The sequence below is a fragment of the Sinorhizobium fredii USDA 257 genome (genome assembly GCF_000265205.3).
GTDB lineage: Bacteria > Pseudomonadota > Alphaproteobacteria > Rhizobiales > Rhizobiaceae > Sinorhizobium > Sinorhizobium fredii_B.
In genome coordinates, this window is the sequence record NC_018000.1 from 2,171,697 (window position 1) to 2,195,391 (window position 23,695).

Genomic DNA, 23,695 nt, shown 5'->3' on the forward strand with positions numbered 1-23,695 from the left:
TTGTCGCTCCATGACGATGACGGCCGACGAGCTTCCCGACGACCTGAACGCGCTCAAGGCCATGGTGCTTTCGCGCGAGGCGGAGAATGCCCGGCTCCGCCAGATCATCAAGGAATTGCAGCGCCATCGCTTCGGCCGCCGCGCCGAGACGCTACCCGAGGATCAGCTTCTCCTGGGGCTCGAAGAAGCCGAACAGGTCGAGGCGGACGGTCTGGAGGAGAAGGAGCAGGCTTCGAGCGATCTGCGCCGGGAGCGGGCTGCAAAGCGGCGAATGAACCGGGGCGCTCTTCCCGCTCATCTGCCGCGCATCGATGTGGTGGTCGACATCGAGAGTCATGACTGCCCCTGCTGCGGCAACGACCTGCATCGGATCGGCGAGGATGTCAGCGAGAAGCTCGACATCGTGCCGGCCCAGTTCCGCGTTCTGGTGACGCGCCGTCCCAAATATGCCTGCCGTGCATGTGAGGAGGTCGTCGTCCAGGCTGCAGCTCCCGCGCGCCTGATCGAGGGCGGCATTCCGACCGAAGCGACCGTTGCCCAGGTGCTCGTTTCCAAATACGCCGATCACCTGCCTCTTTACAGGCAGGCGCAAATCTACAAGCGCCAGGGGATCGATCTCGACCGCTCGACGCTCGCCGACTGGGTCGGTCGAGCCGCCTGGCATCTGCGCCCGGTTCACCAGAAGCTTCTCGAGCACCTGAAGGCCTCGTCCAAGCTCTTCGCCGACGAGACGACCGCCCCGGTGCTCGATCCGGGGCGGGGAAAGACGAAGACCGGGCAGCTCTGGGCCTATGCTCGTGACGACAGGCCATGGCAGGGAGCCGATCCGCCCGGTGTCGTCTATGTCTATGCGCCCGATCGCAAGAGCGAACGGCCGATGGCACACCTCAATGGCTTCGTCGGCGTCCTGCAGGTAGACGGATACGCGGGTTATCGAGCGCTCGCCGCCGGCAACAGCGTGTCTTTGGCATTTTGCTGGAGCCATGTGCGTCGGCGCTTCTATGAACTGTCGGCCGCCGGTCCCGCGCCCATCGCCAGCGAAGCGCTCAGGCGTATCGCCGCACTCTACAAAATCGAGGACGATATCCGCGGTATTACCCACGAGGAACGCCGCGCCGTCAGACAGGAAAAGAGCCGCCCGATCACCGACAGTCTCGCGCCTTGGCTGACCGAGCAACTCACCCTTATCAGTCAGAAGACCAAGCTCGCCGAAGCCATCCGCTATACGCTCTCACGTTTGGACGGGCTGACCCGCTTCATCGACGACGGCCGCATCGAGATCGACTCCAACACCGTCGAGCGTTCCATCAGGCCGATCGCCCTCAATCGGAAGAATGCACTCTTTGCTGGCTCCGATGCGGGCGCTGAACATTGGGCTACCATCGCCTCGCTCATTGAAACGGCAAAGCTCAACGGCGTCGAGCCGATGGCCTATCTGACAGACGTGATCACCAGGGTCGTCAACGGCCATCCCAACAGCCAAATCGACGAGCTGCTGCCGTGGGCCTATGCAGAGAAGCCAGAAACCAAGGCCGTGGCCTGAGAACACCGCTTACGTCTGGGTCAGAACTTGGTTCGTTCTTCCGACCGGCCGATTGTACCGTTCGACGAGCGCCAAAGGTCCAGGCACTAGAGATCGGTTCTTTGATCGATCGATTTTCGATGTACATGGGCCGCGCTCCCGTCCAAAAGCGTGCCCAGTCGGACGGATTTTGTGCAGTCGAACTCTGTCTGCAACATGTGCCTGCCGCCCCAATCCAGGGTAGCATGCAGCTAGACGTATCCGGTCTAGCGGGAGTAGGTCATCCGAAGTTCAGTATTGCCCTGCCGCTGGCTGGTTGACGGCTTTCCACCAAAGGACGGAGCGAGGTCGTATTCGCCCGACCCGAAGCCAGCATTGCGTAGTTGCTCTACCAACTCGAAGGCTTTACGGATCGTGTCGGCATCACGTTCGGCCTTTGGGTTTGCTTTCATGTGAGCTTCGAACTTATCCATCTCTTTCGTCCTTCACATTGCCACAAAGCGTTCGCGCGTCTGCAGCGCGACGGTGACCCCAATTCCAGTCATGTGATCCTGCAGCAGTCGATAATACGAACGGACCTTCCTGTTCAACTCTGGATTCGCTCCAAAGTTCTCGATCAAGAGATTTAAATCACCTTTTAGGACGTCCATTGACAACCCGCGCCCATGCGAGCGCCAGCGCTTCGTGTCGTTCAGTTTCTTCGCGATCCCTGATGCACGCGCCTCACGCATCTTGCCAGAAACCGGCTTTCGACTGGTTTCAGTCACGGCCCAATTTTTGAACTTATACTGCACCAGCCATTTTTTCAGAAGATCCACCGAGTGATCGCGAGCCTGCTCGAAGCGATGAATTTGAGCCGGGTCGAACTTCTGAATGAGAAAAGCGAGTTCCGCGGATAATAAGCTTCCCTTACTGGATCGCTTCATCAGCTCGTCATATTTCTCCAAGTATCCCAATGCCGGTACGAATTGGCCGTCGCGATTGCGCACCTGCGGATCGATTGGGCCCAGGATCGAATAATAATCCATGTAGATATTGTCACCAGACATCACCAGGACAGTGCCGGCCGACATAGCATAGTTGGGGACCAAGAAATTCACTTCGTCCGGATAATGATAGCGGAACACGTCCGCGATCCGCTCCGCCGTCTCGATCGACCCCCCATTGGTTTCGATGATGACAAGGAGTTTCTTGCGCTTATCCTGTATGTCCTCGATATAATCTCGGATCAAGTCATCCATCGGCTGGCTGATCGGGTGAATGCACGTAATGACATCGCAGTCCAATTCCTCTTCGATGGACTTGAGACGTCGCGTCAGCTCGGACTCAACGTATTTTGTCGTATGCGTAAGCTCGTCGATTTCCACCATCGCCCCCGAATGGTTTTGATTCGACAATCATAGGATGAATTTTAGACCTACGCTATGGTTGCTGCGGCTGCAAACTGGTCAGCACCAATGTATTTCTCCATGGCGCAGCCAGAAATGTGATCGGCAGCCGTCAGCGATCCATACCGAAGGATGAAGGGATGGAAGGCCACTGTTGTCAATCGAGAGATCCCATCGTGGCTTGACCTCGTCAAGTAGCATAACTTCCAACCGACGCCCACAACCGCAGGGGCAGTTAAGGCCGGCACTCCACAGCTCGCCATCCTCGCGCGCAACGTATAAATTTCGTGTTGCGAAATGGACCGGTAGCTCGTCGCCCTCAATGAACTCCACCCCGCGTGGCCTCTCCGCAAAGAGGCCACGTACCCACGAGATCAGTTTCTGAAAGAGTTTCATTTTAAGCTCCGAGTTCCGGCAAGCCAAGCAACGGCTCCCGCACCCCTACTGCGACCTCCAAGATACCGCTGTTCGGAAAATCGGCCTCCCGGAAATGATCTTCATCACCATCCGCCAGAGCGAATACGCTCCTGGCCATTCCCGCGTTACCCTCATGGCGGAACGGGAAAGCGCGCGCGACGAACTCAAGAACGGCGGCACTGGCGGCACGCATGTTGAGCGCAATGACTGACGGCGCCTCCTCAATCGTTCCCTTGATATAGCCGGCTTCCAGTTCTGACGCATAGCTCTCCGGAGCTACACGGGCGAGATATTCGGCGCGCAAAGATGCGGCCGTGTAGACGGCACGATCACTCAATGTGGAGCCGGACGGTTGGATATAATCAACGCGACCAATAACCTCGGCGATTGCCGTATGGCCATCGGGACGCCGTCGCGTGGGTATTGAGACGCCCACATCAAAAAGCGGGATCATGAAGGCCCGCGCGATCCGGTCTGCAATGTGTCGACCTTCCGCTGAGTCGACGCAGGAGAAGATGACATCAGCCTCAGCAGCGGCAAGAACCGCCTCGCGCGACGCAATCGTCTGGCCGACAGTTACGACCTCGAGATCGGCGCGATAGCTGGCAATGGCTGCGGCAAACATGTCCACCTTGCGTGCATTGCTGTTCGCATCCGACAGGGTGGAATTCAAGATTCGATTGAGGTTCTTGGCTTCCACAAGATCGTAGTCGATCAGGGTCATTTTCCCAAAACCCATTCTAGCCAGTTGCTCGGCGACAATGGAGCCAGTGCCGGAAACACCAATGATGCAGGCATGCAGCTTTCCAAGTTCGCGGGTCATACCGGCGCCAAATGCCATCGGCGCCTCGCTGCTTTCGCAACCGTGTCGCCAAAACCTTATTACATCACCCACGACAGAGACTACGTCGACCGACCTGCACTGGTGCCGATTGTCATAGACCCGTCCAATCAGCTCACCATCCGGCATCATGATCGCAGAGCCGTGACCAGCTCGCGGCGCGTCGCCGGCCCACCCAGCAAAAATGGACGCAATTACCTCCGCATCGCTTTCGTTGTCGAGATCCGAAAACTGCCGAAAGCCACCAGGATGGGAGTGCAATAGAATAATCGAAAGGCCATCTTCCTCGGCCACATTGATCGCATCAGCGATGAACTGGCCAGGCCAAACGAGAAGATACGGGGATCTGCGGCACTGATCGTGGGGAACCAATGTCACATCAACGACCATCAGCTTGTGATCGCTCACGCCTGCATCACGGCACAGAAGAACCGCCGCAGCTTCAAGGCCGTCCCCAGGGAATAGATGCGAGTGGAGCTGGCCATGCTGCCTCCCCGTCATTGTCAACAATGTACGAGGATGGATTGTCATACTTCGACCTCACGCAACAGGGCAGCCTCGACAAGAGCGAGATGGGTAATGACGTTGTCGAGGCCAGGCCGCCACGGAGCAATCGCGCCGCGGTGACGAGACCAGCGTTGGAACCCTCTTCCCTCAATAGCTTCGGTCACCTGCGTCTGCGGTATCGTCATTCCGTCCTGACGGCTCAGCTGCGGATAGCAGTAAAACATATCCAGTTCCGCGGTGGGATAGCTGCTGGGAATTTCGATCGCGATAGACGTTGATGCGACGGCATATCCGGGAGGCAGTTCCATCGCGTGGAGCACCAGCCACCGTCTGGCGCCATCAACGAAGGTTTCCCAACGAAGACCACGTGCAGTCAGCCCCTCCTCATCGACCGGCAGCAATCGAAACTGCCGGCGCGACTGAGGAACTTCACCATTGTTGATTTCGCGTGGGGTCAATCGGAGCTTCTCAATCCCGGGCGAGCGCAGATCGACCATCTCGTCGATGGTGACCTGTCGTTTTCCGTCGCGCGTCTTTAGCACGATGATCCAACCCTGTTCCGGGTTGAAGCCCGCCTTCACGAGCGCATCGCGCACAAGCACATCCGGTCTGTCGAACTTTACCGTGACGCCCTGCACGTTCAGATCCCACTGCGCAAGCCTCGAATACACGCTTTCGACGCCGAGGTCGGCCAGCGGCAGGCTACTACCGACTTCGATCGGGCGATCGGACTCGACTTCACGGCGCACATACAGCAGCTCGGCGCTCGGAATCTTCCCAAGGATACGCAACGCAGCTTCTGAAATGCTGCGGTCGGGCCAGCTCAACGAACGATCGTTTAGGAAGAATCGATACAACCGATCTGCCTTTGAGACTATGAACTTGGCTGCCGTCTGGCCATCGAGATTGACGGTTTCGTCCGATCGCACCTCCTCGACATCGCCTTCCGACAACCACTGCAGAACAATATATTCTTCGCGAGGAGCGACATCGCAGTATCCCAAGATCTGGCGTCCTGTAGGCGACCGGTCGGCTATGCTGACGGGACGAAATACAAGATCAGTACCGGCTACCTCGATAAAGAGGCCTCTAGACTCTTCGGTCGTTACATCAGTGCTCATTCAGGCCTCCTGTTTCAGATGTAGATTTCAATTGCATTCTTGCAATCACAATGCGAATATGAGCGTACAGAGGATAAATTGCAAGAGTGAAATTCAATGTCGAAGTCGGAATTTAGAGGAAACGCGTTTTATCAGGCGCTCGACAGCGCTCGCGCATCGAGAAAAATGAACTGGAAACAGGTCGCCGAGGAGTCAGGCGTTAGCGCATCTACCTTGACCAGAATGGCTCAAGGCAAGCGGCCTGACGTCGATAGTCTGACAGCGCTCGTCAGATGGGCCGGCCTCAGCGCGGACGCTTTTGTGAGAGATCCGTCGGAAATGGCCTACGAAACCGAGCCCCTGACCCAGATCACCGCCGTTCTGCAGGCCGACCCAAGCCTGCCGGACGACGGTCGTGACGCGATGATTGACATGATTACGGCCGCATATACCCGCCTCCGGCGGAACCCGGACCGCAAGTAAGTAAGGAGCGGACACATGAACGAAGCTGAAAGACAAGCGATCCGCGCAATGTTAAAGCGGCGGTCCGACGAAAAGACCCAGACACCCGAGATGGCCAGGCAATGGCTCATCGAAGAAGGCCTGTATGACGGTGATGGTGATCTGAAGCCGCAATATGGCGGGCAGCCTGAAAAGCGTGGTGAAAAGTGACTTCACTGCGCACGAGCTTTGTTCTCGGTTTTCATGGCTGCGATCACAACACCGCAGCAGAGTTGTTGCAAGGAAAGCCGTTCCGTCAGAGCACAGAAGATTTCGACTGGCTTGGATCCGGTGCCTATTTCTGGGAGAGTGACCCTGGTCGGGCAATGGAATGGGCCGAATCGAAGGTTAAAAGGGGATCGTATAGGAAGGCCGCGGTGGTTGGCGCGATCATCGACCTGGGTAATTGTCTGGACCTGACGGTTCGTGAAAACCTCGAACTTCTTTCCGACGCCTACCGAAGTTTTGAGACTGCCCGAGCCAAGGCAGGCCTCGATCTTCCGGTGAACAAAGATGTTCGTGGGGTGAAAGACGGCGACAAGCTGCTACGCTTTCTGGATTGCGCCGTTATCAAGCATTTGCATCAGAACATTGAGGACGAGGCGCAACAAGCGCGGCAACGGGGCTCGGAGCCACTTTTCCCCCCGTTCGATACCGTGCGCGGCCTGTTTGTGGAGGGCGAGCAGGTCTATCCGGGTGGCGGCTTCTACCAAAAGACACATACGCAAATCGCAGTGCGGACCGAAGCCTGTATCATAGGCGTCTTTCATCCTCGGAATCGCTAGCGCGCTTACCAGCCCTGCCCTTCTTGAGAATTTCCGATAGCCTCTGCGCAAAGGCGTCACTCACCTGACGCACGATCTCGTCAGCAGAGTCACCCTCGATGTACGATCTCAGATCGTCATCGTCTGGCCGGGGCTGGTTTATGGGGCGTCGGATTCGGTGATTGTCCATAATCAATTCCTCATCTTTTGCGCTGAGGATCGTATCGGGGATTGAGGGAAACATCAAAATAATGTTTCCGGCGAACCCAAATGAACCCTTCATTCTTCGTTAAAATTGCGACATCGATCGGACCACCGACGGTTTCAAGATCGTTCGAGTAACGGCGCTTGCGTGACGTAAGTTCCACAAGGGAATATGCCACCTCTCCAAGCTCCTTCTTTGAAAGATGGTTTACCACCGACCTGAGATTGTCCGAGTTCTTCTTTTTTAGGCGCTCTAGCCCGATCCGGAATTGCTCAGCGGCGGCGGTCTTCACGAGGTCTGCCTTTCCGTTCCGAAAGGCTTTCTTATTTTGATCGACGATCTGCCCGACCAGGGCCGAACTCAGATCCTCGAGAGCGCCTTCGAACTCGCGATCGATACCCAACATGAACCGTTCCGGCATATCCTGCTGGGCGAACGGCACAACCGCGGCCGTCTCGCCCCGGCGATCGATATCGATCAACTTCGATCCCAGAATTCGAAACCGGTTGAAGTACACGCCATCGATCTCTACCGAGCTGAGAGTTGGAAAAAGCTCCTCGCGGCCGAATCCTGCAAACACCAGACCCGTGAAGGCTGCCGACCGCTCGTTCGACTTGATGACTGCAAACATCATCTCGCATAAGGCATCTTCAATGTCGTCGGACATGTCGAGCTTTACGCCTTTGGCCACCTCGACAATGGCCGGTCTATAAATTCGTCGAAAATCCTCCAAGGAGACGTCTGTTAGAAAGTCTTTAAGTGGGGCTTCCAGCGCCTCGTTTTGGCGGACCTTGCATTGACGTAAGATGAAGTGTTCGCTGGACTCATCAGCCTTGCGCCTTCGGCGGGTGATCGATCCCAGGAAGTGAGACATCAGCTTGGCGCGAAGGTCCCCCACCTCTTTGAGGACCATCCCGCGAAAATGGTCAAGCTCGTCCTCTTCGCTACGTTTGAAGTCAAGGAGGTATTTTTCGAAATCTGGCCACACCTGAATAAGCGAGGCGAAAGAATTAACCGTGAGTCTCTCACGGTAATCGCGGATTATTACCTCGAATGGCGCGTTCATAAACTGCGCATTGTTATAGATCATCAGCGCTATGGGCTGATAGCGCGAGAACTCAAAGATCTTCTCAGCGGAGTCGTAAGTCTTGTGGCGCCGCCCGTCGCTGAGAGTAACGACACTATCGGCCGCGAGCGCGACCGCGGTCCGGTTAAGGATCGCAATCTCGGCGGTCATTGTATCGTGACACTGTTTGTCTGGCGCATTTCAAACCCCAAATTGATAAATAACCATCGCGAATAAGCGCAGCACAGGCAAGCGCTGATTCGCGACTTCACACCGTTTTTGGACGCCTCGTTACGGCCATATAACCGACCAAACAAGCGCGAAGCTTGCATGCGATAGTCGGCTCGCGCGAGACAAGCGGTGCACAGATGTTTGAAGCTGTTGCGAACTCACTCGATCCGTCGAATGACGGTTGCGGCTTCGGCTTTATGCGGCAATCAATTCTTGCCGACGGGATAATCAAAGCGGCTTCGCTGGCGAACTCAGCTCATAATCCCCACCCCGAAACCTCCCCTCCCCTTCACGTCGCACCGACCGGTCGTGATTCTTCAGCCCGGTCTCGGCGGCGGCCATCAGGCCCTTGGCAATGGCAAACAGCCGGGTCTCTCGATTGCGATGGCGACGCAGATCGACCGGGATAGTTCAGGTCGAGATTGGCGGAGGCGAGGTGCAGTGCCGGCCTGGATTGAAGTAGCCAGCAGTCGGCTGAGCCAAGGCGTTTGCTCCACCACGGCCAAGACATTCCAGGCATCGAGCGCGACGCCCGTCTGCAGAAATGGCGGCAGACCCTCGGTCTCCGCAAGCACGAAGCGCCACTCTTCCAGCAGATCATTCTCGTCCCAGTCGAGATCATAGACATGGGGATCCCTTTCACGCTTTGGACGTCGGCCGGCGCCGTCAATCCGTCAATGCGGCTCAGGAGCGAACGAGCACGCCGTCGATCGCCGAATGAACGGGTTCGGCATGTCCAGCGCCGGCGGCGCGGCGCGCGGTGTCCCTGTTAACCGAGTCGTCGGTATTGTCGCTCTCCGCGCCTACGTTTGATGCGTAGTCCCTCCGGACTGTGCGAAAAGCCAGGAGGTTGCCCGGCAAATGCGCCGGCGGGTGGGTGCAGCACGTCGCGCTTTGGGCGGCCGGCACGCGGTTGTCGTGGCCGGCGTTTTGGAGAACCAACCCCTCGAGTGGACGACTTCGCCGTTGATCCCCAGCGAGACGCAGGCATCGGCGGATTGCACCCGTTCGATTCCATTCCGCTTCCGAACGGGGAGTGGGCGATCCGCTCGTCGGACCACACCTCCCGGCGTCCGGCGGTTTCAGGTACGTGGGGCAAAATGGGTGGCACGCGCTGACCGAGCACGACCCGACGCGGAATTCAGTTAGTTGTGCATAATCCTCGGGCTTGAATCCAAAGAGCGTTGGCCCCGATTCCGCCGACAGGGCAAATCATGATTCCCTCCAGCCATGAAGAAGCGGCTGCCCTCGGTCGAACATATTGAGACGCTGTCGCTGCTCGCGATGCGCCGGCTCGTCGGTGGCCTTGTCGAAGAGCTTCAAGCGCTCAAGGCTGAGGTCGCAACACTGCGATCCGAGAACGAAGCCTTGCGGGAAGACAATGCCCAACTTCGGCTCGACAATGCCCGCCTCAAGGCTGAGAACCAACAATTGCGCGACGAGATTGCCCGCCTGAAGAACCTGCCGCCGCGTCCGCCGTTTCGACCGTCCGGTATGGAGAAGGCGACAGAACCCGGTAACGGTGATCGTGCGGCTGGTAAATCGCCACGCGGCCCCAAGCGTGACACGAACCGGATCACGCGCACCGTGACACTGAGGGCAGACGCGCCGGAAGGCTCTCGGTTCAAAGGCTACAAGAGCTTCTTCGTGCGCGACCTGGTGCTTGCGGCCGAACTTGTGAACTACCGACGCGAACGTTGGCTGACACCAGAGGGTAAGGTGATCATCGCGCCTTTGCCAGAAGGGGTCTCCAGCGGCTTTGGTCGGAACCTGCGCCGCGCCTGTCTGGCGCTGCATGCCCAGGGGCAGGTCACGACGCCGCGCCTGACCGCGATCCTCAACAGCATCGGCGTCGAGATCTCGAAGCGGCAGGTCGTCCGGCTACTCACCACCGACCTTGAGCAGTTCGTCGAGGAAGACAGTGCGGTTCTGCATGCCGGGCTGGTCTCGGCACCGTTCATCACGGTCGACGATACCGGTGCGCGGCACAATCGGCGGAATGCCTTCACCACCCAGATTGGCGGCGAGCGCTTTTCGACCTTTCGCACCAGCCTGTCGAAGTCGCGGCTTAATTTCCTGTCCGTCCTGCGGGCAGGTCATCAGGGCTATGTTCTCAATGACGAGGCGATGAACTGGCTGAAGGCGCAGGGCGTCGAGCATGCGATCACGACAAAGCTCCAGATCAATCGCCCCGCAATATTCGCCGACCAGGCTGCGTTCCTCGAGCATTTGGTCAGCAAGGGCATCGATATTCTCGACCGACAGCTTCTGCGTCCTGTCGCGGAGGCGGCAATCTGGGGGGCGATCCGCCACCATGGACTGCTCGGCAGGTGATCGTTTCGGACGATGCGGGCCAGTTCCGTGTCGCCAACCACGCCCTGTGTTGGGTGCACACGGAACGCCTGCTGCAGAAACTGATGCCGGCGACACCGAAAGAGCAACGGCTGGTCACGACGACCCGCGATCTCGTCTGGCGCTTTTACAAGGCGCTGAAGGTCTGGAAACAACAGCCTTCACCGCAGTTGATCAACGGGTTTCGGCGCAGGTTCGAGCAAATATTCGCGCGACGTACCGGCTATGCGGCGCTCGACAAGCTGCTCTTGCGCCTCCATCGACGAAAGGCTGAACTGCTCAAGGTGCTAGAACACCCGTATATTCCACTGCACACCAACGCGTCGGAGAACGATATTCGTTCCTTCGTCACCAGGCGAAAGATCTCCGGCGGCACCATAAGCCTTAACGGCCGGATTGCCCGCAACGTCATGCTCGGGCTGATGAAGACCTGCCAAAAGCTGGGCATCTCCTTCTATCATTTCCTGGGGGATCGCCTCGGCTTGGGAAGCTCAAGACGGCCAATACCGCCTTTGTCGCAACTCGTCATGATGGCGAGCTAAAATCAGGCCTTTCTCGAAAACGGCACCAGCTTGCCGCTCTGCCCCTCGTCAGTTCGCTTTTCCTTTCGCAGCAACTGCGGTGAGACATTCCATTGGCGGGCGTTGTCGCCGTGCACAGTCACCGTTTTGCGGTTTCGACGGATGACGATTCCGGCCTGCGTCTGGCCGTTATTGTCTTCGAACATCACGCGCTCGCCTATCGCCAGTTCAAGCAAGGCATGCGTCGTCTTCTGCTGATGCAGAAAGTGGAGCCGATCGACGACCGCATCGTGCAATTCGATCAGCTCTGCTTCACTCAAGCCGTCAAGGTCGATCCCGTGCATCCTGGGCCTCCGTTCATGACGATGGTCGCCCCAAACATGCGCCAACGCAATCGCGCTGCACGAACAACCCACAAGATCCTCCGGCAAAGGGAAATCCGGTCCCGCCACCCAATCTGCTCCACGTACCCGGTTTCAGCAACTATTCGAACTAGTTCAGGAATCATTAACCATATGAATTAACGAGCGAAATCCCACGAACGGAAGCTAAATCGACCCAACCTTCCGTCATCCGGACGCCCGCCTTTTGGGGCGCCTTACTATCGATAGTATTCAAGTATCGATAGTGATGGATTTCGAGTCGCAGATCGCCTAAGCTCACACCAAACCACAGCCGATAGGAGCAAAAGTCGTGGCGATCCCGAGCGCAAACGTGAGCCGGTCCTCGGAAGTTTCCCCCATATACGACGTCCTGGCGCTTGTGCCCACGCCCAGACGAGGTAGAATATAGATGATTAGGAACCAAGGAACCAGAAATGGCTCTCAGCATTAAAGATGTAGAGACGGAACGCCTCGCAAAGGCACTGGCCGAGAAAACCGGTGAAACCATTACCATGGCGACCCGCCGGGCACTGGAGGAACGGCTGCGGCGCCTCGCAAACGCCGCGAATCGCGATGTCCTTCTTGAGGAGCTTGCTGGCAGCCGTAAACGTTGGGCCAAGCTGCCGGTTCTCGACAAACGCTCTGCCGACGAGATTTTGGGGTATGACGAAAACGGGCTCCCCAGCTAATGGTCATCGACACGTCCGCCATCGTCGCCATCGCCTTCAACGAGCCGGAAGCCGAAACCTACGAACAGAAGGTAGTCGACGCTCCGCGGCGCTTCATCTCCGCCGCGACAGTCCTTGAACTCGCCATCGTCATCGAGGCGCGCCTCGGCGAAGCGGGCGCCGCAGAACTGGATCTCTGGCTTCACAAAGCGGGCGTCGAAATCGTCGCCGTCGACGCGGATCAGATCGCCGTAGCAAGGCGAGCCTGGCGCAGCTACGGCAAGGGCCGACACCCGGCAGGTCTGAACTATGGGGACTGTTTCTCCTACGCGCTGTCTAAGTCACGCAGTGAACCGCTGCTCTACAAGGGCGATGATTTCACGCGCACGGATATCGCGGCAGCATGAGATTGCATCCATTGCACCCGGCAGCCGTCGCAAGCAGCGTGATCAGTCGGCAGCATGCTTGTCCGTCAGGAGCTCGGCATTGAGATGATCGAGGCTCGGCTCCATTACGGACTGCTCGACCGCGGCGAGGTCATCGTCGCTCAAGCTCGCCGTCGCCTCGACGCGACGATCGCGCCGCGACAGCCGCAGATAATCCTCGTAGGCGATGAGCACGGTGTGCGGCCCGCCGTTCTTGGTGATGATCACCGGCTCGCGCACGGCGGCATCCTGATAGGCCGCGAAATTCCTGGAAACCGCCGCAGCGGTGACGGTCAACGCCATTTCAATACTCCCCCTTTCGGGAACACACGGGTTCTCGGGAATGCCCACAAGAGCGTCGGAGACTGAATCCATGATCGACAATCATAGAACGGCAGAATTGGACAGCCAAGCGGCCCACCGCCGCGCCGAAGAGCTCGACGCTCTTGACGCCATCCTCCCATTCGACCGGCGCGACCAGCTCGCCGGGCTGCTGACCGACGAAGACGTCGCAACGCTCAAGCACCTCGCTGGCGAAGGCATGGGCGAGAATACGCTCAGGGCGCTGGCCTCCGATCTTGGCTATCTCGAGGTGTGGTGCCAACTGGCGACCGGCGCGCCCCTCCCCTGGCCGGCGCCGGAAGCGCTGCTCCTGAAATTCGTCGCCCACCATCTCTGGGATCCGGTCAAACGCGCCGAGGATCCGGTGCACGGCATGCCGGCGGAGGTCGAGGCGGGATTGCGTGCCGAACGCCTGCTCCGATCCTCCGGACCGCATGCGCCCGGCACGGTGCGCCGCCGCCTTACCTCCTGGTCGACCCTGACACGCTGGCGCGGCCTGTCCGGCGCGTTTGGCGGCCCATCGCTCAAGTCCGCCCTGCGGCTTGCCGTTCGCGCCGGCGCCCGGCCGCGGCAACGCAAGAGCAAAAAGGCAGTCACCGGCGACGTGCTCGCAAGGCTCCTGGAAGCATGCGCGACCGATCGGCTGGTCGACGTGCGCGACCGGGCTCTGTTGCTCACCGCCTTCGCCTCCGGCGGTCGTCGCCGGTCGGAACTGGCGGGGTTGCGGGTCGATGATCTTGTCGACGAGGAACCGGTTCGCGCAGATCCGACCGACAAGAGCTCCCCTCCCCTCCCCTGTCTCAGCATTCACCTCGGCCGCACCAAGACGACCACCAGCGATGATAGCGAGCACGTGCTGCTGATCGGGCGGCCAGTGACGGCGTTGAAGCGCTGGCTGGCCGAGGCCGCAATTGTGGAGGGGGCGCTGTTCCGGCGCATAGACCAGTGGGGAAACATCGACCGCCGGTCGCTGACGCCACAATCCGTCAATCTGATCCTGAAGCGTCGTTGCCAGCAGGCGGGTCTCGATCCGGCACTGTTCTCGGCGCACGGACTGAGATCCGGCTATCTGACCGAGGCAGCAAACCGTGGCATTCCGCTACCTGAAGCGATGCAGCAGTCGCTGCACAAGTCCGTGGCGCAAGCGGCGAGCTACTACAATAGCGCTGAACGTAAACAGGGCAGAGCGGCTAGAATGATCATCTGAGCCAAGCAGGCGCGACGCCCGCACAGTTACGGTCCGAAGAGGCGTCGATCCCAGTAAACCGGCTGATGTAGGCTGACCTGAATTGCAGGGAACTCCGTATGAGCTGGATTTATCAAAATATTGCGGTCGAGCCGGGCGACAACACTGGGGACCAGCAAGATAACGCTCCTCTTTTCGAGACACCATTGCTCGCCAAATCCCTTGCTCACTGTTGGCGGCATCGTGTCCCAGCCTGGGAGGCCCGGCGGCGAAAATACCTCATAGGTCAAGCCGCCCGGTATTGTGATTTCCACGTAGTGCTGGTTTGGCGGCAATCGACCGCTGCCATGCACCAGCTTTTCGAGTACCGCCGTTGAGTAGTGCTCGCTGCTGTAGATGATTGGGCTTGCTGGCGTGTTCCAGCGCCCACGGGCTATGGTGGAGCCGGTTGCGTCGAATATGGGGTAGGTCCCTTTCGGGTCGCCTATTCGAAATGCGGACAGCGTGCGATCAAGAATCTGAGCGCTCACGCAGCGCTGCCGTATTTCAGGCTTGCGAGGGTTTCCAGGACGAGTTCGGCGCCGATCTCACTCTGAATGACCACATCAATCGGACGTTTGTCCTCGAGCATGGGGTGGGGCCGAAACAGGAAATCACGGGCCTCCTCCTCGCTTTGCCAAACATCCAGTGCCAGATTCCAGACACGGGCGACACGCGCGACGCGCATCCCCTCGTCCGGTGAGAGCCGAAGCGTCGCCTTTCGGCGTTCATAGGTAGCCTTCGGCACCAAGCGATACTTGAATTGGCTGTCATTTGGAGCCAGAAGGTGGACCACGCGCTCCAATGCCGCGACGGGCAACCCGCCCTCTATGCGCGTAATCAGCCCGAGCGGAGAACGCGCTGCCGTTTCCTTCGCCGGCAAACCCAAGACATCGGCAACATTCTCAAATGCTAGCATTGTTCATCTCCGTTCACTTGAGGCGAAATATAGTCGCATATGAGGCATCGTGCAAGAGTGACCCCGATATGCGCTGCCGGCAACCGAGGCTTCTACGTGGCAAGAAATCGTCCGCATGGTCGCGGCATCAATTCGTATCACCTGGGCCCCCTGCCACCACTCGATAATGCCAGGAGCGCTCACCCTCCTTGGCCAACAGCCGCGAAAACGCGCTTTGTGTCCGTCACCGCCGGGCTCGCGTCTGGAGACGTCCACAAACGATCGTTTCAGCGCATCCCTAAACTTAAACAGGGGCGTTGCTCCCGACCTGTCGATAAAATGCAGTTCCATCGACACGTTCGCGACATGTCGTCGCTATCGACGTAGAGGGCCGATCTGCCATAATTGAAATTTTAGCTGCCATACCGGGGGGAGGCCCTGTAACGGATCCACCAGCACTGCCCTCACTAGGACGTCGAACCGGTAACCGTTCTGGCGGATCTGAGGGTCTCCGACGAGCTCACCTCGAATGATCGGTGCTGACCTATTCCATCCCGCTGCTCGAAGCGCAGCCGAGTTCGGAAAAACAGCTGTCAGTTGCCGCCGCCTGCCTGCACCAACTGCGCCAGCCGCTCCGTGCAGATCGTCTCGACGAGCCCGTGAAGATGTTCGGTTCGCTCAAGAAGCCAGCCAAGCGCTTCGTCAGTGATTTCGAAGTGCTTCGAGTAACGCGCCTTAACATAGGCCTCGTTGAGGATGTTGTACCAAGCGATGTAGCGGTGCTGATCACGAGGCCATGCTTCGACGAGTCGCCGGTCGTGGTCTTCCGCTAGCCCGCGCAGGAACTTCAAATTGTGCGAAGGTGGGCTGTAGTCTGTGAGAGTTAACAGAAGGCAAGAGTAGGCAGACTCGATGCTCTGGTGCAGTTGGAACGCCGCCAATCTGTGGTTTCCTTTCTGAACAAGGAATTTCGCCGTATCCATGAAGTCCTTGGAGTCCGGAAAGCGCCTCTCGAAATGCTCCCTCGCTACTCGAAGCGCATCGGCGGGAGAAAGACGCTTCGGCTCCGCCAGCGGCCGGTCGTCGAGCTCATAGAGCACGATTCCCTCGCGTAGGATGTCGACGAAGAAATACTGCCCGTCGGCCAGAAAGTTATTTACCTCGCGGGCGCCATGGACGATCGGGCTGACCGGCGTCGAGATCCCCTTGTCCCACATCAGCCGGTCGGTCGCCTTGTCCCAGTATTCCGGTTCGGCAAGCTTCTTCGAATTGACGATAACGAGAATGTCGTAGTCGGAGCGGTAGCCCTTCAGCGTGTGCGGCTCGTCGACGAAGGTGCCGCGGGCGTAAGAGCCGAACAGGATGATCTTCAGGATCCGGCCGCGCTTCTTGAAGGCCGCCGAACTTCCCTCGAGCGCATCGGAAAACTCCTCATGAATGATCTCGACCACGCGGGCAAGCTCGCGCTGCTTCTTCTCCGGCAGATGTTCGAGGCTCGATCTCATACCAAACCGATAGGCGAAAGGCGATTCGTCGTCTACTCCGGGAATTCACTGGACGTAGGCTTATGCGGCGGCGCCGAGACCAGGATCCCTCCTGCTCCGGATCCTACGCTCCTTAAGGTCAGCCCTAAGATCGCTTGCGGAGCCCAGTTTCGCGTCGCGTGCCAGTCGTTGCCTTTCGCTCGCCCGTGCGGAAAAGGAGTGATTATTACGGCGAATGCTAGGGCTGGAAGCGTCCATCACGTTTACAAAACTCGATGAGACCGATCGCAGGTCAAATGTCGGTGGTGCGCCCCGAGGGGCTCGAACGAGCGTCAGCCGTCATTTGACGTCGGATTTCACGAACTGGCGCAGTTCCGGCGTCTGCGGATCGGCGAAGAGCGCGGCCGACGGCCCCTCTTCCCAGATCTTCCCCTTGTGCATGAAGATCGTCTGGGTGGCGACGCGCCGGGCAAAGCCCATTTCATGGGTCACGAGGATCATGGTCATGCCGTCGCGGGCGAGGTTCTCCATCACCGTCAGCACTTCTTCGGTCAGTTCCGGGTCGAGCGCCGAGGTCACCTCGTCGAACAGCATGACCTTTGGCCGCATCGCCAGCGAGCGGGCGATCGCAACGCGTTGCTGCTGGCCGCCGGAAAGCTGATCCGGATAGGAATCGAACTTTTCCGACAGCCCGACGAGTTGCAGCACCTCGCGGGCAACCTCCCGGGCCTTCGTCTTCGCCACGTCCTTGACGATCCGCGGCGCTAGCATGATGTTTTCGCCGACCGTCAGGTGCGGAAAGAGATTGTAGCTCTGGAAGACGATGCCCACGTCGGTGCGCAGCTTGCGAAGCGCCTTTGCGTCTTCCCCGAGTGCGTGGCCGGCGATCTCGATGCGGCCCGAGGTGATCTTCTCCAGGCCGTTCATGCAACGCAGCAGGGTGCTTTTGCCCGAGCCCGACCGACCGATCAGCGCAAAGACCTCGCCGCGCCCGACCGTCAGCGACACGCCCTTGAGGACTTCGAGAGCGCCAAAGCTCTTGTGCACGTTTTCAACGACTACTTCCGGCATGAAGCCTCCTTTCCAGCAAGCGCGAGAGCTGGGACAATGGGTAACAGACAACGAAATAGAGGGCGGCGACCGCGAGGAAGACGCGGAACGGCTGGAACGTCGCGTTGTTGATGAGCTGCCCGGCCCGGGCCAGTTCGACAAAGCCGATGATCGAGGTGATCGAGGTGTTCTTCACCACCTGGACGGCAAAACCGACGGTCGGCGGCAGGGAGATGCGCATGGCCTGCGGCAGGATCACATAGCGATACTGCTGCAGCCTGGTCATGGCGAGGGATTCCGATGCTTCCCATTGCGGCTTCGGCACGGCCTGGATGCAACCCCGCCAGATTTCCGCAAGATAACCGGACGCGTAGATCGTCATCGAGGCGCCGGCGGCAATGAGCGGCGGCAGTTCAAAGCCGGCGAGGCTCAGGCCATAATAGGAGAGGAACAGGATCATCAGCACCGGGATGCCCTGGATGATCTGGATATAGCTGGCGGCGGCGATCCGCACCGGCTTCAGCTGCGACGTGCGGGCGAGCGCAACGGCGAAGCCCAGGAGCCCGCCGCCAATGAGCGCGATCACCGTCAGGAGGAGCGTCCATTGCAACGAAAAAAGAAGAAAGCCGAACTGATCGAGACCGAAGGTTTTGAGCGTCATGCCTGCACCTCCGGGCGTGCCGTCATCGTTCGCCTCGCGACGCGGCGCCCGAAGAGCCACATGCCGATCAGCGCAAGGGCGGCGCGCAGCGCCAGAGCCAGCGCGAGATAGATCAGGGTCACGGCAATATAGATCTCGAAGGACCGATAGGTCTGCGATTCGACAAAGGCCGCCGAGGCGGCGAGTTCCTGGGTCGAGATCGCCGAGCAGATGCTGGACGCCAGCATCATCAGCACGAATTGGCTGCAGAGCGCGGGATAGACCTTGGCGATCGCCGGAACGATGATTACGTGCCGATAGATCTGGAAACGGGTGAAGCCGAGTGCCTCACCGGCCTCGATCTGCGACTTGTGGATCGCCTCGATGCCCGCACGGATGATCTCCGTCGAATAGGCGGCAAGATTGATCGTCATGCCAATCAGCGCCGCCGTATCGGCACCGACGCGCAAGCCCAGACCCGGCAGGCCGAAATAGACGATGAACAGTTGAACGAGGAAGGGCGTGTTGCGTATGATCTCGACATAGGCATCGACGAGAAAGCGGACCGCGCCGCCCCAGATGGAGCGGACCGAGGAAAGCACAATGCCGGCGGCGCAGCCGAGGATAATCGACAAGACCGAAATCTTGATCGTCAGCCAGATGCCGCTGAGGATCTGATCCTGGTATTGCGCCAGCACGCCGAACTGAAATGTGTAGGACATGGAGACTCCGTCGAGGTTGCGCACCTCGCCGGCAAGCCTTCGCCGGCGAGGTGTCACGTGGACGCAATCAGAAGGACGGAAGCGTCGGCATCGGGCGGCCGGTCCACTTCGTCGCGATCTTGTCGAGATCGCCGGAGATCTTCATCAGGTAGATGGCGGTGTTGAGCCACTGGCGGATCTCAAAGTCCTCCATCCGGGTCGCCATCGAATTGCCCTGCTGGAAGAAGGTGAAGCCAACCTGCAGACCGGCATCTGGGCGCTGCTTGATGATCGCCTCACCGACCGTCGAGGGCAGCGCGACCGCATCGACCTGGCCGGCGATCAGCGCCTGTGCGCTGGTGGAATCATCCTCGTAGACGACGATTTCCAGGCCGGGAACTGCCGCCTTGCGCAGCGCCGTCTCCTGCGACGAGCCACGGTTGACGGCGACGCGCTTGCCTTCGAGATCGGCAAGCTTTGCAAATTTCTGGTCGGGACCGGAGATGATGTCCATGTTGAAGGCGCTGTAGGGCTGGGTGAACATCACCGTCTTGGCGCGCTCCCCGGTCGGCGCCAGGGTGGCGACGAGGAAATCGACCTTGCCGGTCTGCAAAGCGGGAATGCGAGCCGGCGGCGTCAGCGGCACGAGCTCGACCGGCAGCGACAGATAGCCGGCAATCAGATTGGCCACGTCGACGTCGTAGCCGGTTGGGTTGCCCTGTTCGTCGACCATTCCCATGGGCGGCGCGCCGGTCAGGACTCCGATGCGCACGGTACCGCGCGAGATGATGTCGTTCAGCGTGGCGGCCTGCGCCTCCGCAGCCGCAACGAGGCCGGCCGCCGCTATTCCGATGGCTGCCACCATTGTCCGCACAAAGTTCGAAATCGTCATGGTTTCTCCTCCACTTGGTAGATCGTCATTTCCGGACCTCGCCCCGCTCCTCGCGGGCTTTCGAGGCCGAACCTCACCGTTATGACCTTCGCGCCGCCCGCATTTTCCGGTCGCAGCAGGCCGATCTCGCTGCGACCGCGATGCAATCGCCCGCAAGTCAACAGCTCGTCCATTCACCGGCTATTTCTCTTGAAAGACGCCGAAGGTTATCGTTAACTTAGCTGATGTTATCGATAACAAATCGGCACGTCAATCGGTGAAGCGATGTTTGGATGGAAAAGGAGGACGCGGTGAGTTTGCGCGGAAAGGTGATTACCCTGCACGAGGTGGCCGTCCGGGCCGGCGTCAGCCGGATGACCGTCTCGAAAGTCCTGCGCGGCGCGGGCAACATTTCAGCGGAAACGCGCCGGAGGGTGAAACAAGCCGCCGAGGAGCTCGGCTATCTGCCGAACAATCTTGCCGGGTCGCTGAGTTCGCGCAAGAGCCGGATGGTGGCGGTGATCATCCCATCGATCAGCGACGTCGTGTTTTCGGAGGTGCTGAGCGGCATCAATGCAATGCTTCGGCCGCAGGGGTTTCAGACCTTCATCGGCGAATCGCTGTTTGAACCGGAGACCGAAACCGAGCTCATCCGCGCCATGCTGTCGTTCCGGCCGGCAGGCATTCTTCTGAACGGCGGTATGGCGCGAAGCGCCGATGCGGAAAAGTTGTTGCAGCAGCGAAACTGCCCGGCCATCCAGCTCTGGGATTGCGACAGGCGGGCGCTCGATTTCAGCGCCGGTCCATCGCACGAGGCGGCCGGACGCCTGGTCGCAAAGCATTTCCTCGAGCGCGGGCTGCGGCGCATTGGCTATGTGGGCGCCGAACTCGACAAGGATCTCTGCGCTCGCCGCCGTCATTCGGCGCTGCAGTCGTCGCTTGCCGCCGCAGGTATCGATCTTGTCAGCGTGACTTGCGAGGACAGGCCACGGCAGGCGGTCACGGGACGCTTTCTGACGGAGCAGCTGATGCGGACGCATCCCGAGATCGAGGCCATCCACTTTCTCAACGACGCCATGGCGCTCGGCGGTCTGTCTTACATGCACGAAGCCGGGCTCCCAGTGCCCGAGCGGGTCTCCGTGGTCGGCTTCAACGGCACATCGCTGGCAAACGCGGTCAGAACGCGGCTCACCACGATCGACCTGCCGCGAACCGAGATCGGCGAGAAGGCCGCCCGGGCGCTGTTGCAGATGATTGGGGAGGAGCCGGTGCCGGACGCCTGGCAAGCGCCGCTCGAGCTGGTGCAGGGCAATACGACCGTGGCCGTATAGGTCTAAAAAGAGGGGCACCATTCGCGGTGCCCCAGTTCTGGGAGATTACATCTTGCCCCAGAGTTTCTTGTACTGATCGCGATAGCCGTTATCGGGATCGAAGGTGTTCTTGGGGCCGCCATCGAACTCGACATTGTCGGCCGTCACCACGTGCAGCGGCGACAGGTAGCCCGACCATTTTTCTCCGGCGAAGGCGCGGTTCAGTTCGTCGACCAACTGCCAGCCCTGCAGGTTGAGCGGCTCAGCGACGGTCACCTTCTGGAACTGGCCGGCACGGATGCGCTGATAGGCAGATTCCGAGCCGTCGCCCGCCGCGACGTTGATCGGCGCATCGGTGCCGCCCTTGCCGGCGGCGGCGAGCGACGGTCCCATGAAGTCGAAATAAAGGTCATTGATCGCCAGCGAATGCGTCCACTGGTCGCCGTATTTCTGCAACAGCGACGTGGTCAGCTGTGGCATGCGCTGCGATGTTTCGGCAATCGGCGTGTCGACATATTCGAGCACCTTGCCGCCAAGCGCTTCGATCTCCGCCTTCATCTTGTCGGCCTTGGCGATGGCAATCGCATAGGTCGAGTCGGTGAAGATCACCACGCCCGGCTTGCCCTTGGCATCCGCAAATGCCCAGTTGGCTGCAGCCCTCGACACTTCCATTGCATCGGTGCTGACATTGGCGAAGAGCCCGGTCTTGTCGTCCGGGCCGATCACCGGACCCGCATGCCAGGCGACGAGCGGGATGCCGGCCGCCTTGGCCTGTTCCAGCGCCGGCGCCTGTTCGACAGCGTCGAAGCCGTTGATGACGATGCCAGCCGGCTTCAGCGCCATCGCCTGGCCGAAGGCCGCCGTGCGACCGCCGATCGAACCGGCGCCGTCAATCACCTTCACCTCCCAGCCGATCGCGGTCGCAGCTTCTTCGACGCCGGTAGTGACGCCGAGGATGCCGCCGTTCTTCAGATCACCGGCGAGCACAACGATGGTCTTGCCCTCCTGGGCCTTCGGGCCAGCCGTTGGCCCGTCCCAGGCGCTCACCTTATTCGCGTATTTTGTGACGATCGCCTGGGCATCCGCCATTGGATCGGCCAACGCGACACTCGCGCCCGTCAGCGAGATGGCCGCAACCATGCCTGTCATGAAAGTCCTGCGCTTCATATACCTTTCCTCCCTTGGGTTCGTTTGTTGGTGCAGATTCTTGAGTTTCACTTCGTCCCGGCCGGCTCCGCGACCGGAGCCGCCGGCGCCTTGCGCGCCACCGTTCCCCTCCTGCGCTGCGCATAGCCGGCGATCCCGATCGCGACGAGCAGCGTGACGCCGTTGAACAGCGGTTCGACGAAGAACGAGCCGCCGATTTGCTGGATGCCGGAGATGCCGACCGCCAGAATGATCACACCGATCATCGTGCCCCAGACATTGACGCGGCCGGGCTTGATGGTGGTCGAGCCGAGGAAGGCTCCGACCAGTGCCGGCAATAGATATTCGAGACCGACGCTTGCCTGGCCGATCCGGAGTTTCGAAGCGAGCAGCACGCCGGCAAGGGCTGCGAGCGTCCCCGAGGAGATGAAGGCGCCGATGACGAAGCGGCGAACCGGAATGCCGTTCAGCGCCGCCGCCTTGGGGTTGGCGCCGATCGCGTAGACATAGCGGCCGATCGGCAGATATTCGAGCACGAGCCACAGCACCAGCGCCAGGACGAGGACATAGAAGCCGGTAATCGGCAGGCCGAGCACCATCGTGCCGTTCAAGGAATAGAAGCCTTCCGGCAGGACCCCGACGACCTGCCGCCCGCCGGTGTGCCAGAGCGCCAGCGCATAAAGGATGGTTCCGGTGCCGAGCGTGGCGATGAAGGAGTCGATCCGCGCCACCTCGACGAGCAGGCCGTTGAGGAAACCGGTAAGCGCGCCGAGCAGCAGGACGATCATGACGGCGATCGGCCAGGGGACGCCGAACATCGTCTGCAGGCTTATCGCCAGGATGTGCCAGAGGACGATGCCGTAGCCGACCGTCAGGTCGATGCGTCCGGAGGCCATCGGGATCATCGCCGCCAGCGACAGGATGGCGATGATCGCCTTGTCGGAGATGATCGAGCGGACATTCAGGACGGTGGGAAAGGTCTGCGGCAGGAGCAGCGAGAACAGCACGACCAGCAACAGCGTCAGGAGGACGAGGCCATAGACCGGCAGGAAACGTATGAGCTTCTGCGCCAGACTGAGGCCGGCAAGCTCCCCTCTTGTCGGTTCAAGCGCGGTGGATTCGATCGACTGCATCTTC

General features: G+C 59.7%; 26 protein-coding genes and 1 pseudogene. 9 read left to right on the plus strand and 18 right to left on the minus strand.

Annotation, left to right across the window (positions count from 1 at the left end; all coding sequences use genetic code 11):
• Positions 1-10 precede the first annotated feature (10 nt).
• Positions 11-1,543: an IS66 family transposase gene (gene tnpC, locus USDA257_RS10035; protein WP_014762827.1), complete on the plus strand. Its 1,533-nt coding sequence runs from the start codon at positions 11-13 to the stop codon at positions 1,541-1,543.
• A 245-nt stretch (positions 1,544-1,788) separates the two neighbouring features.
• On the opposite strand, the gene USDA257_RS10040 is transcribed toward tnpC, so the two are convergent.
• The 5 genes from USDA257_RS10040 to USDA257_RS10055 all read right to left on the minus strand — a co-directional run bounded on the left by USDA257_RS10040 (position 1,789) and on the right by USDA257_RS10055 (position 5,796).
• Entirely contained in the window at positions 1,789-1,995 is a 207-nt protein-coding gene (locus tag USDA257_RS10040) for a hypothetical protein (protein ID WP_014762828.1), read from the minus strand.
• Positions 1,996-2,007: 12 nt separating this feature from the next.
• A complete protein-coding gene (locus USDA257_RS10045; RefSeq protein ID WP_014762829.1) occupies positions 2,008-2,889 on the minus strand; it encodes an SDH family Clp fold serine proteinase in 882 nt (293 codons plus the stop codon).
• 81 nt (positions 2,890-2,970) lie between these two features.
• Positions 2,971-3,306 (minus strand): DUF6527 family protein, encoded by a 336-nt coding sequence (locus USDA257_RS37510; RefSeq protein WP_086018003.1) that lies wholly within the window; start codon positions 3,304-3,306, stop codon positions 2,971-2,973.
• Between the two features lies 1 nt (position 3,307).
• On the minus strand, positions 3,308-4,699 hold the full coding sequence (locus USDA257_RS10050) for a HesA/MoeB/ThiF family protein (RefSeq protein WP_014762831.1): 1,392 nt from the start codon (positions 4,697-4,699) through the stop codon (positions 3,308-3,310).
• Positions 4,696-5,796, minus strand: a complete 1,101-nt coding sequence (locus USDA257_RS10055; protein WP_014762832.1) for a multiubiquitin domain-containing protein — start codon at positions 5,794-5,796, stop codon at positions 4,696-4,698. Before USDA257_RS10055 ends, USDA257_RS10050 begins: the two co-directional genes overlap by 4 nt.
• A 96-nt stretch (positions 5,797-5,892) precedes the next feature.
• On the opposite strand from USDA257_RS10055, the gene USDA257_RS10060 reads away from it, so the two are divergent.
• From USDA257_RS10060 to USDA257_RS10065, 3 genes are read left to right on the plus strand one after another with little or no spacing between them, the layout of a single operon-like run.
• On the plus strand, positions 5,893-6,258 hold the full coding sequence (locus USDA257_RS10060; RefSeq protein ID WP_014762833.1) for a helix-turn-helix domain-containing protein: 366 nt from the start codon (positions 5,893-5,895) through the stop codon (positions 6,256-6,258).
• 15 nt (positions 6,259-6,273) lie between these two features.
• Positions 6,274-6,447: a hypothetical protein gene (locus tag USDA257_RS37090; protein ID WP_014762834.1), complete on the plus strand. Its 174-nt coding sequence runs from the start codon at positions 6,274-6,276 to the stop codon at positions 6,445-6,447.
• Complete coding sequence (locus USDA257_RS10065; protein ID WP_041414059.1) at positions 6,444-7,061, plus strand: hypothetical protein; 618 nt, start codon at positions 6,444-6,446, stop codon at positions 7,059-7,061. The genes USDA257_RS37090 and USDA257_RS10065 overlap by 4 nt, the downstream gene beginning before the upstream one ends.
• 179 nt (positions 7,062-7,240) lie before the next feature.
• On the opposite strand, the gene USDA257_RS10070 is transcribed toward USDA257_RS10065, so the two are convergent.
• Entirely contained in the window at positions 7,241-8,482 is a 1,242-nt protein-coding gene (locus tag USDA257_RS10070) for a hypothetical protein (RefSeq protein ID WP_014762836.1), read from the minus strand.
• A gap of 401 nt (positions 8,483-8,883) precedes the next feature.
• Positions 8,884-9,117 (minus strand): DUF1612 domain-containing protein, encoded by a 234-nt coding sequence (locus USDA257_RS37685; protein WP_231698932.1) that lies wholly within the window; start codon positions 9,115-9,117, stop codon positions 8,884-8,886.
• Positions 9,118-9,772: 655 nt separating this feature from the next.
• On the opposite strand from USDA257_RS37685, the pseudogene USDA257_RS10080 reads away from it, so the two are divergent.
• Positions 9,773-11,436: pseudogene (locus tag USDA257_RS10080) on the plus strand (IS66 family transposase).
• A gap of 2 nt (positions 11,437-11,438) precedes the next feature.
• On the opposite strand, the gene USDA257_RS10090 reads toward USDA257_RS10080, so the two are convergent.
• Positions 11,439-11,759 (minus strand): hypothetical protein, encoded by a 321-nt coding sequence (locus USDA257_RS10090; protein WP_014762840.1) that lies wholly within the window; start codon positions 11,757-11,759, stop codon positions 11,439-11,441.
• Positions 11,760-12,232: 473 nt separating this feature from the next.
• Between USDA257_RS10090 and USDA257_RS10095 the strand changes: the two genes are divergently transcribed.
• Together USDA257_RS10095 and USDA257_RS10100 are read left to right on the plus strand one after the other, a co-directional pair.
• Positions 12,233-12,487 carry a type II toxin-antitoxin system VapB family antitoxin gene (locus USDA257_RS10095; RefSeq protein WP_014762841.1) on the plus strand — a complete coding sequence of 85 codons (255 nt, stop codon included), beginning with the start codon at positions 12,233-12,235 and terminating at the stop codon, positions 12,485-12,487.
• Entirely contained in the window at positions 12,487-12,873 is a 387-nt protein-coding gene (locus USDA257_RS10100) for a type II toxin-antitoxin system VapC family toxin (RefSeq protein WP_014762842.1), read from the plus strand. The genes USDA257_RS10095 and USDA257_RS10100 overlap by 1 nt, the downstream gene beginning before the upstream one ends.
• Before the next feature lie 42 nt (positions 12,874-12,915).
• On the opposite strand, the gene USDA257_RS10105 is transcribed toward USDA257_RS10100, so the two are convergent.
• A complete protein-coding gene (locus USDA257_RS10105; protein WP_014762843.1) occupies positions 12,916-13,194 on the minus strand; it encodes a type II toxin-antitoxin system Phd/YefM family antitoxin in 279 nt (92 codons plus the stop codon).
• Between the two features lie 70 nt (positions 13,195-13,264).
• Between USDA257_RS10105 and USDA257_RS10110 the strand changes: the two genes are divergently transcribed.
• A complete protein-coding gene (locus USDA257_RS10110) occupies positions 13,265-14,440 on the plus strand; it encodes a site-specific integrase (protein WP_014762844.1) in 1,176 nt (391 codons plus the stop codon).
• Positions 14,441-14,466: 26 nt separating this feature from the next.
• Here the strand turns inward: USDA257_RS10110 and USDA257_RS10115 are convergent, their stop codons facing one another.
• The 7 genes from USDA257_RS10115 to USDA257_RS10145 form a co-directional block, all read right to left on the minus strand.
• Entirely contained in the window at positions 14,467-14,949 is a 483-nt protein-coding gene (locus USDA257_RS10115) for an RES family NAD+ phosphorylase (protein WP_014762845.1), read from the minus strand.
• Complete coding sequence (locus USDA257_RS10120) at positions 14,946-15,377, minus strand: antitoxin Xre-like helix-turn-helix domain-containing protein (protein WP_014762846.1); 432 nt, start codon at positions 15,375-15,377, stop codon at positions 14,946-14,948. Before USDA257_RS10120 ends, USDA257_RS10115 begins: the two co-directional genes overlap by 4 nt.
• Positions 15,378-15,949: 572 nt before the next feature.
• Positions 15,950-16,861: a nucleotidyltransferase and HEPN domain-containing protein gene (locus USDA257_RS10125; protein ID WP_014762847.1), complete on the minus strand. Its 912-nt coding sequence runs from the start codon at positions 16,859-16,861 to the stop codon at positions 15,950-15,952.
• 318 nt (positions 16,862-17,179) lie between these two features.
• Positions 17,180-17,911: an amino acid ABC transporter ATP-binding protein gene (locus tag USDA257_RS10130; RefSeq protein ID WP_014762848.1), complete on the minus strand. Its 732-nt coding sequence runs from the start codon at positions 17,909-17,911 to the stop codon at positions 17,180-17,182.
• On the minus strand, positions 17,892-18,551 hold the full coding sequence (locus USDA257_RS10135; RefSeq protein WP_014762849.1) for an amino acid ABC transporter permease: 660 nt from the start codon (positions 18,549-18,551) through the stop codon (positions 17,892-17,894). The genes USDA257_RS10130 and USDA257_RS10135 overlap by 20 nt, the downstream gene beginning before the upstream one ends.
• Positions 18,548-19,252: an amino acid ABC transporter permease gene (locus USDA257_RS10140; RefSeq protein WP_014762850.1), complete on the minus strand. Its 705-nt coding sequence runs from the start codon at positions 19,250-19,252 to the stop codon at positions 18,548-18,550. The genes USDA257_RS10135 and USDA257_RS10140 overlap by 4 nt, the downstream gene beginning before the upstream one ends.
• Positions 19,253-19,319: 67 nt before the next feature.
• The gene (locus USDA257_RS10145) at positions 19,320-20,123 is read right to left on the minus strand and encodes a transporter substrate-binding domain-containing protein (protein ID WP_014762851.1); all 804 of its coding nucleotides are present in this window, start codon (positions 20,121-20,123) and stop codon (positions 19,320-19,322) included.
• A gap of 290 nt (positions 20,124-20,413) precedes the next feature.
• Here USDA257_RS10145 and USDA257_RS10150 point away from each other — a divergent pair, with 290 nt between their 5' ends.
• Positions 20,414-21,433, plus strand: coding sequence for a LacI family DNA-binding transcriptional regulator (locus tag USDA257_RS10150; RefSeq protein WP_080605774.1), 1,020 nt, complete (start codon positions 20,414-20,416; stop codon positions 21,431-21,433).
• Positions 21,434-21,478: 45 nt separating this feature from the next.
• On the opposite strand, the gene USDA257_RS10155 is transcribed toward USDA257_RS10150, so the two are convergent.
• Both USDA257_RS10155 and USDA257_RS10160 read right to left on the minus strand, forming a co-directional pair.
• Entirely contained in the window at positions 21,479-22,579 is a 1,101-nt protein-coding gene (locus USDA257_RS10155; protein ID WP_014762853.1) for an ABC transporter substrate-binding protein, read from the minus strand.
• 47 nt (positions 22,580-22,626) lie between these two features.
• A complete protein-coding gene (locus tag USDA257_RS10160; protein ID WP_014762854.1) occupies positions 22,627-23,691 on the minus strand; it encodes an ABC transporter permease in 1,065 nt (354 codons plus the stop codon).
• Positions 23,692-23,695: the final 4 nt, after the last annotated feature.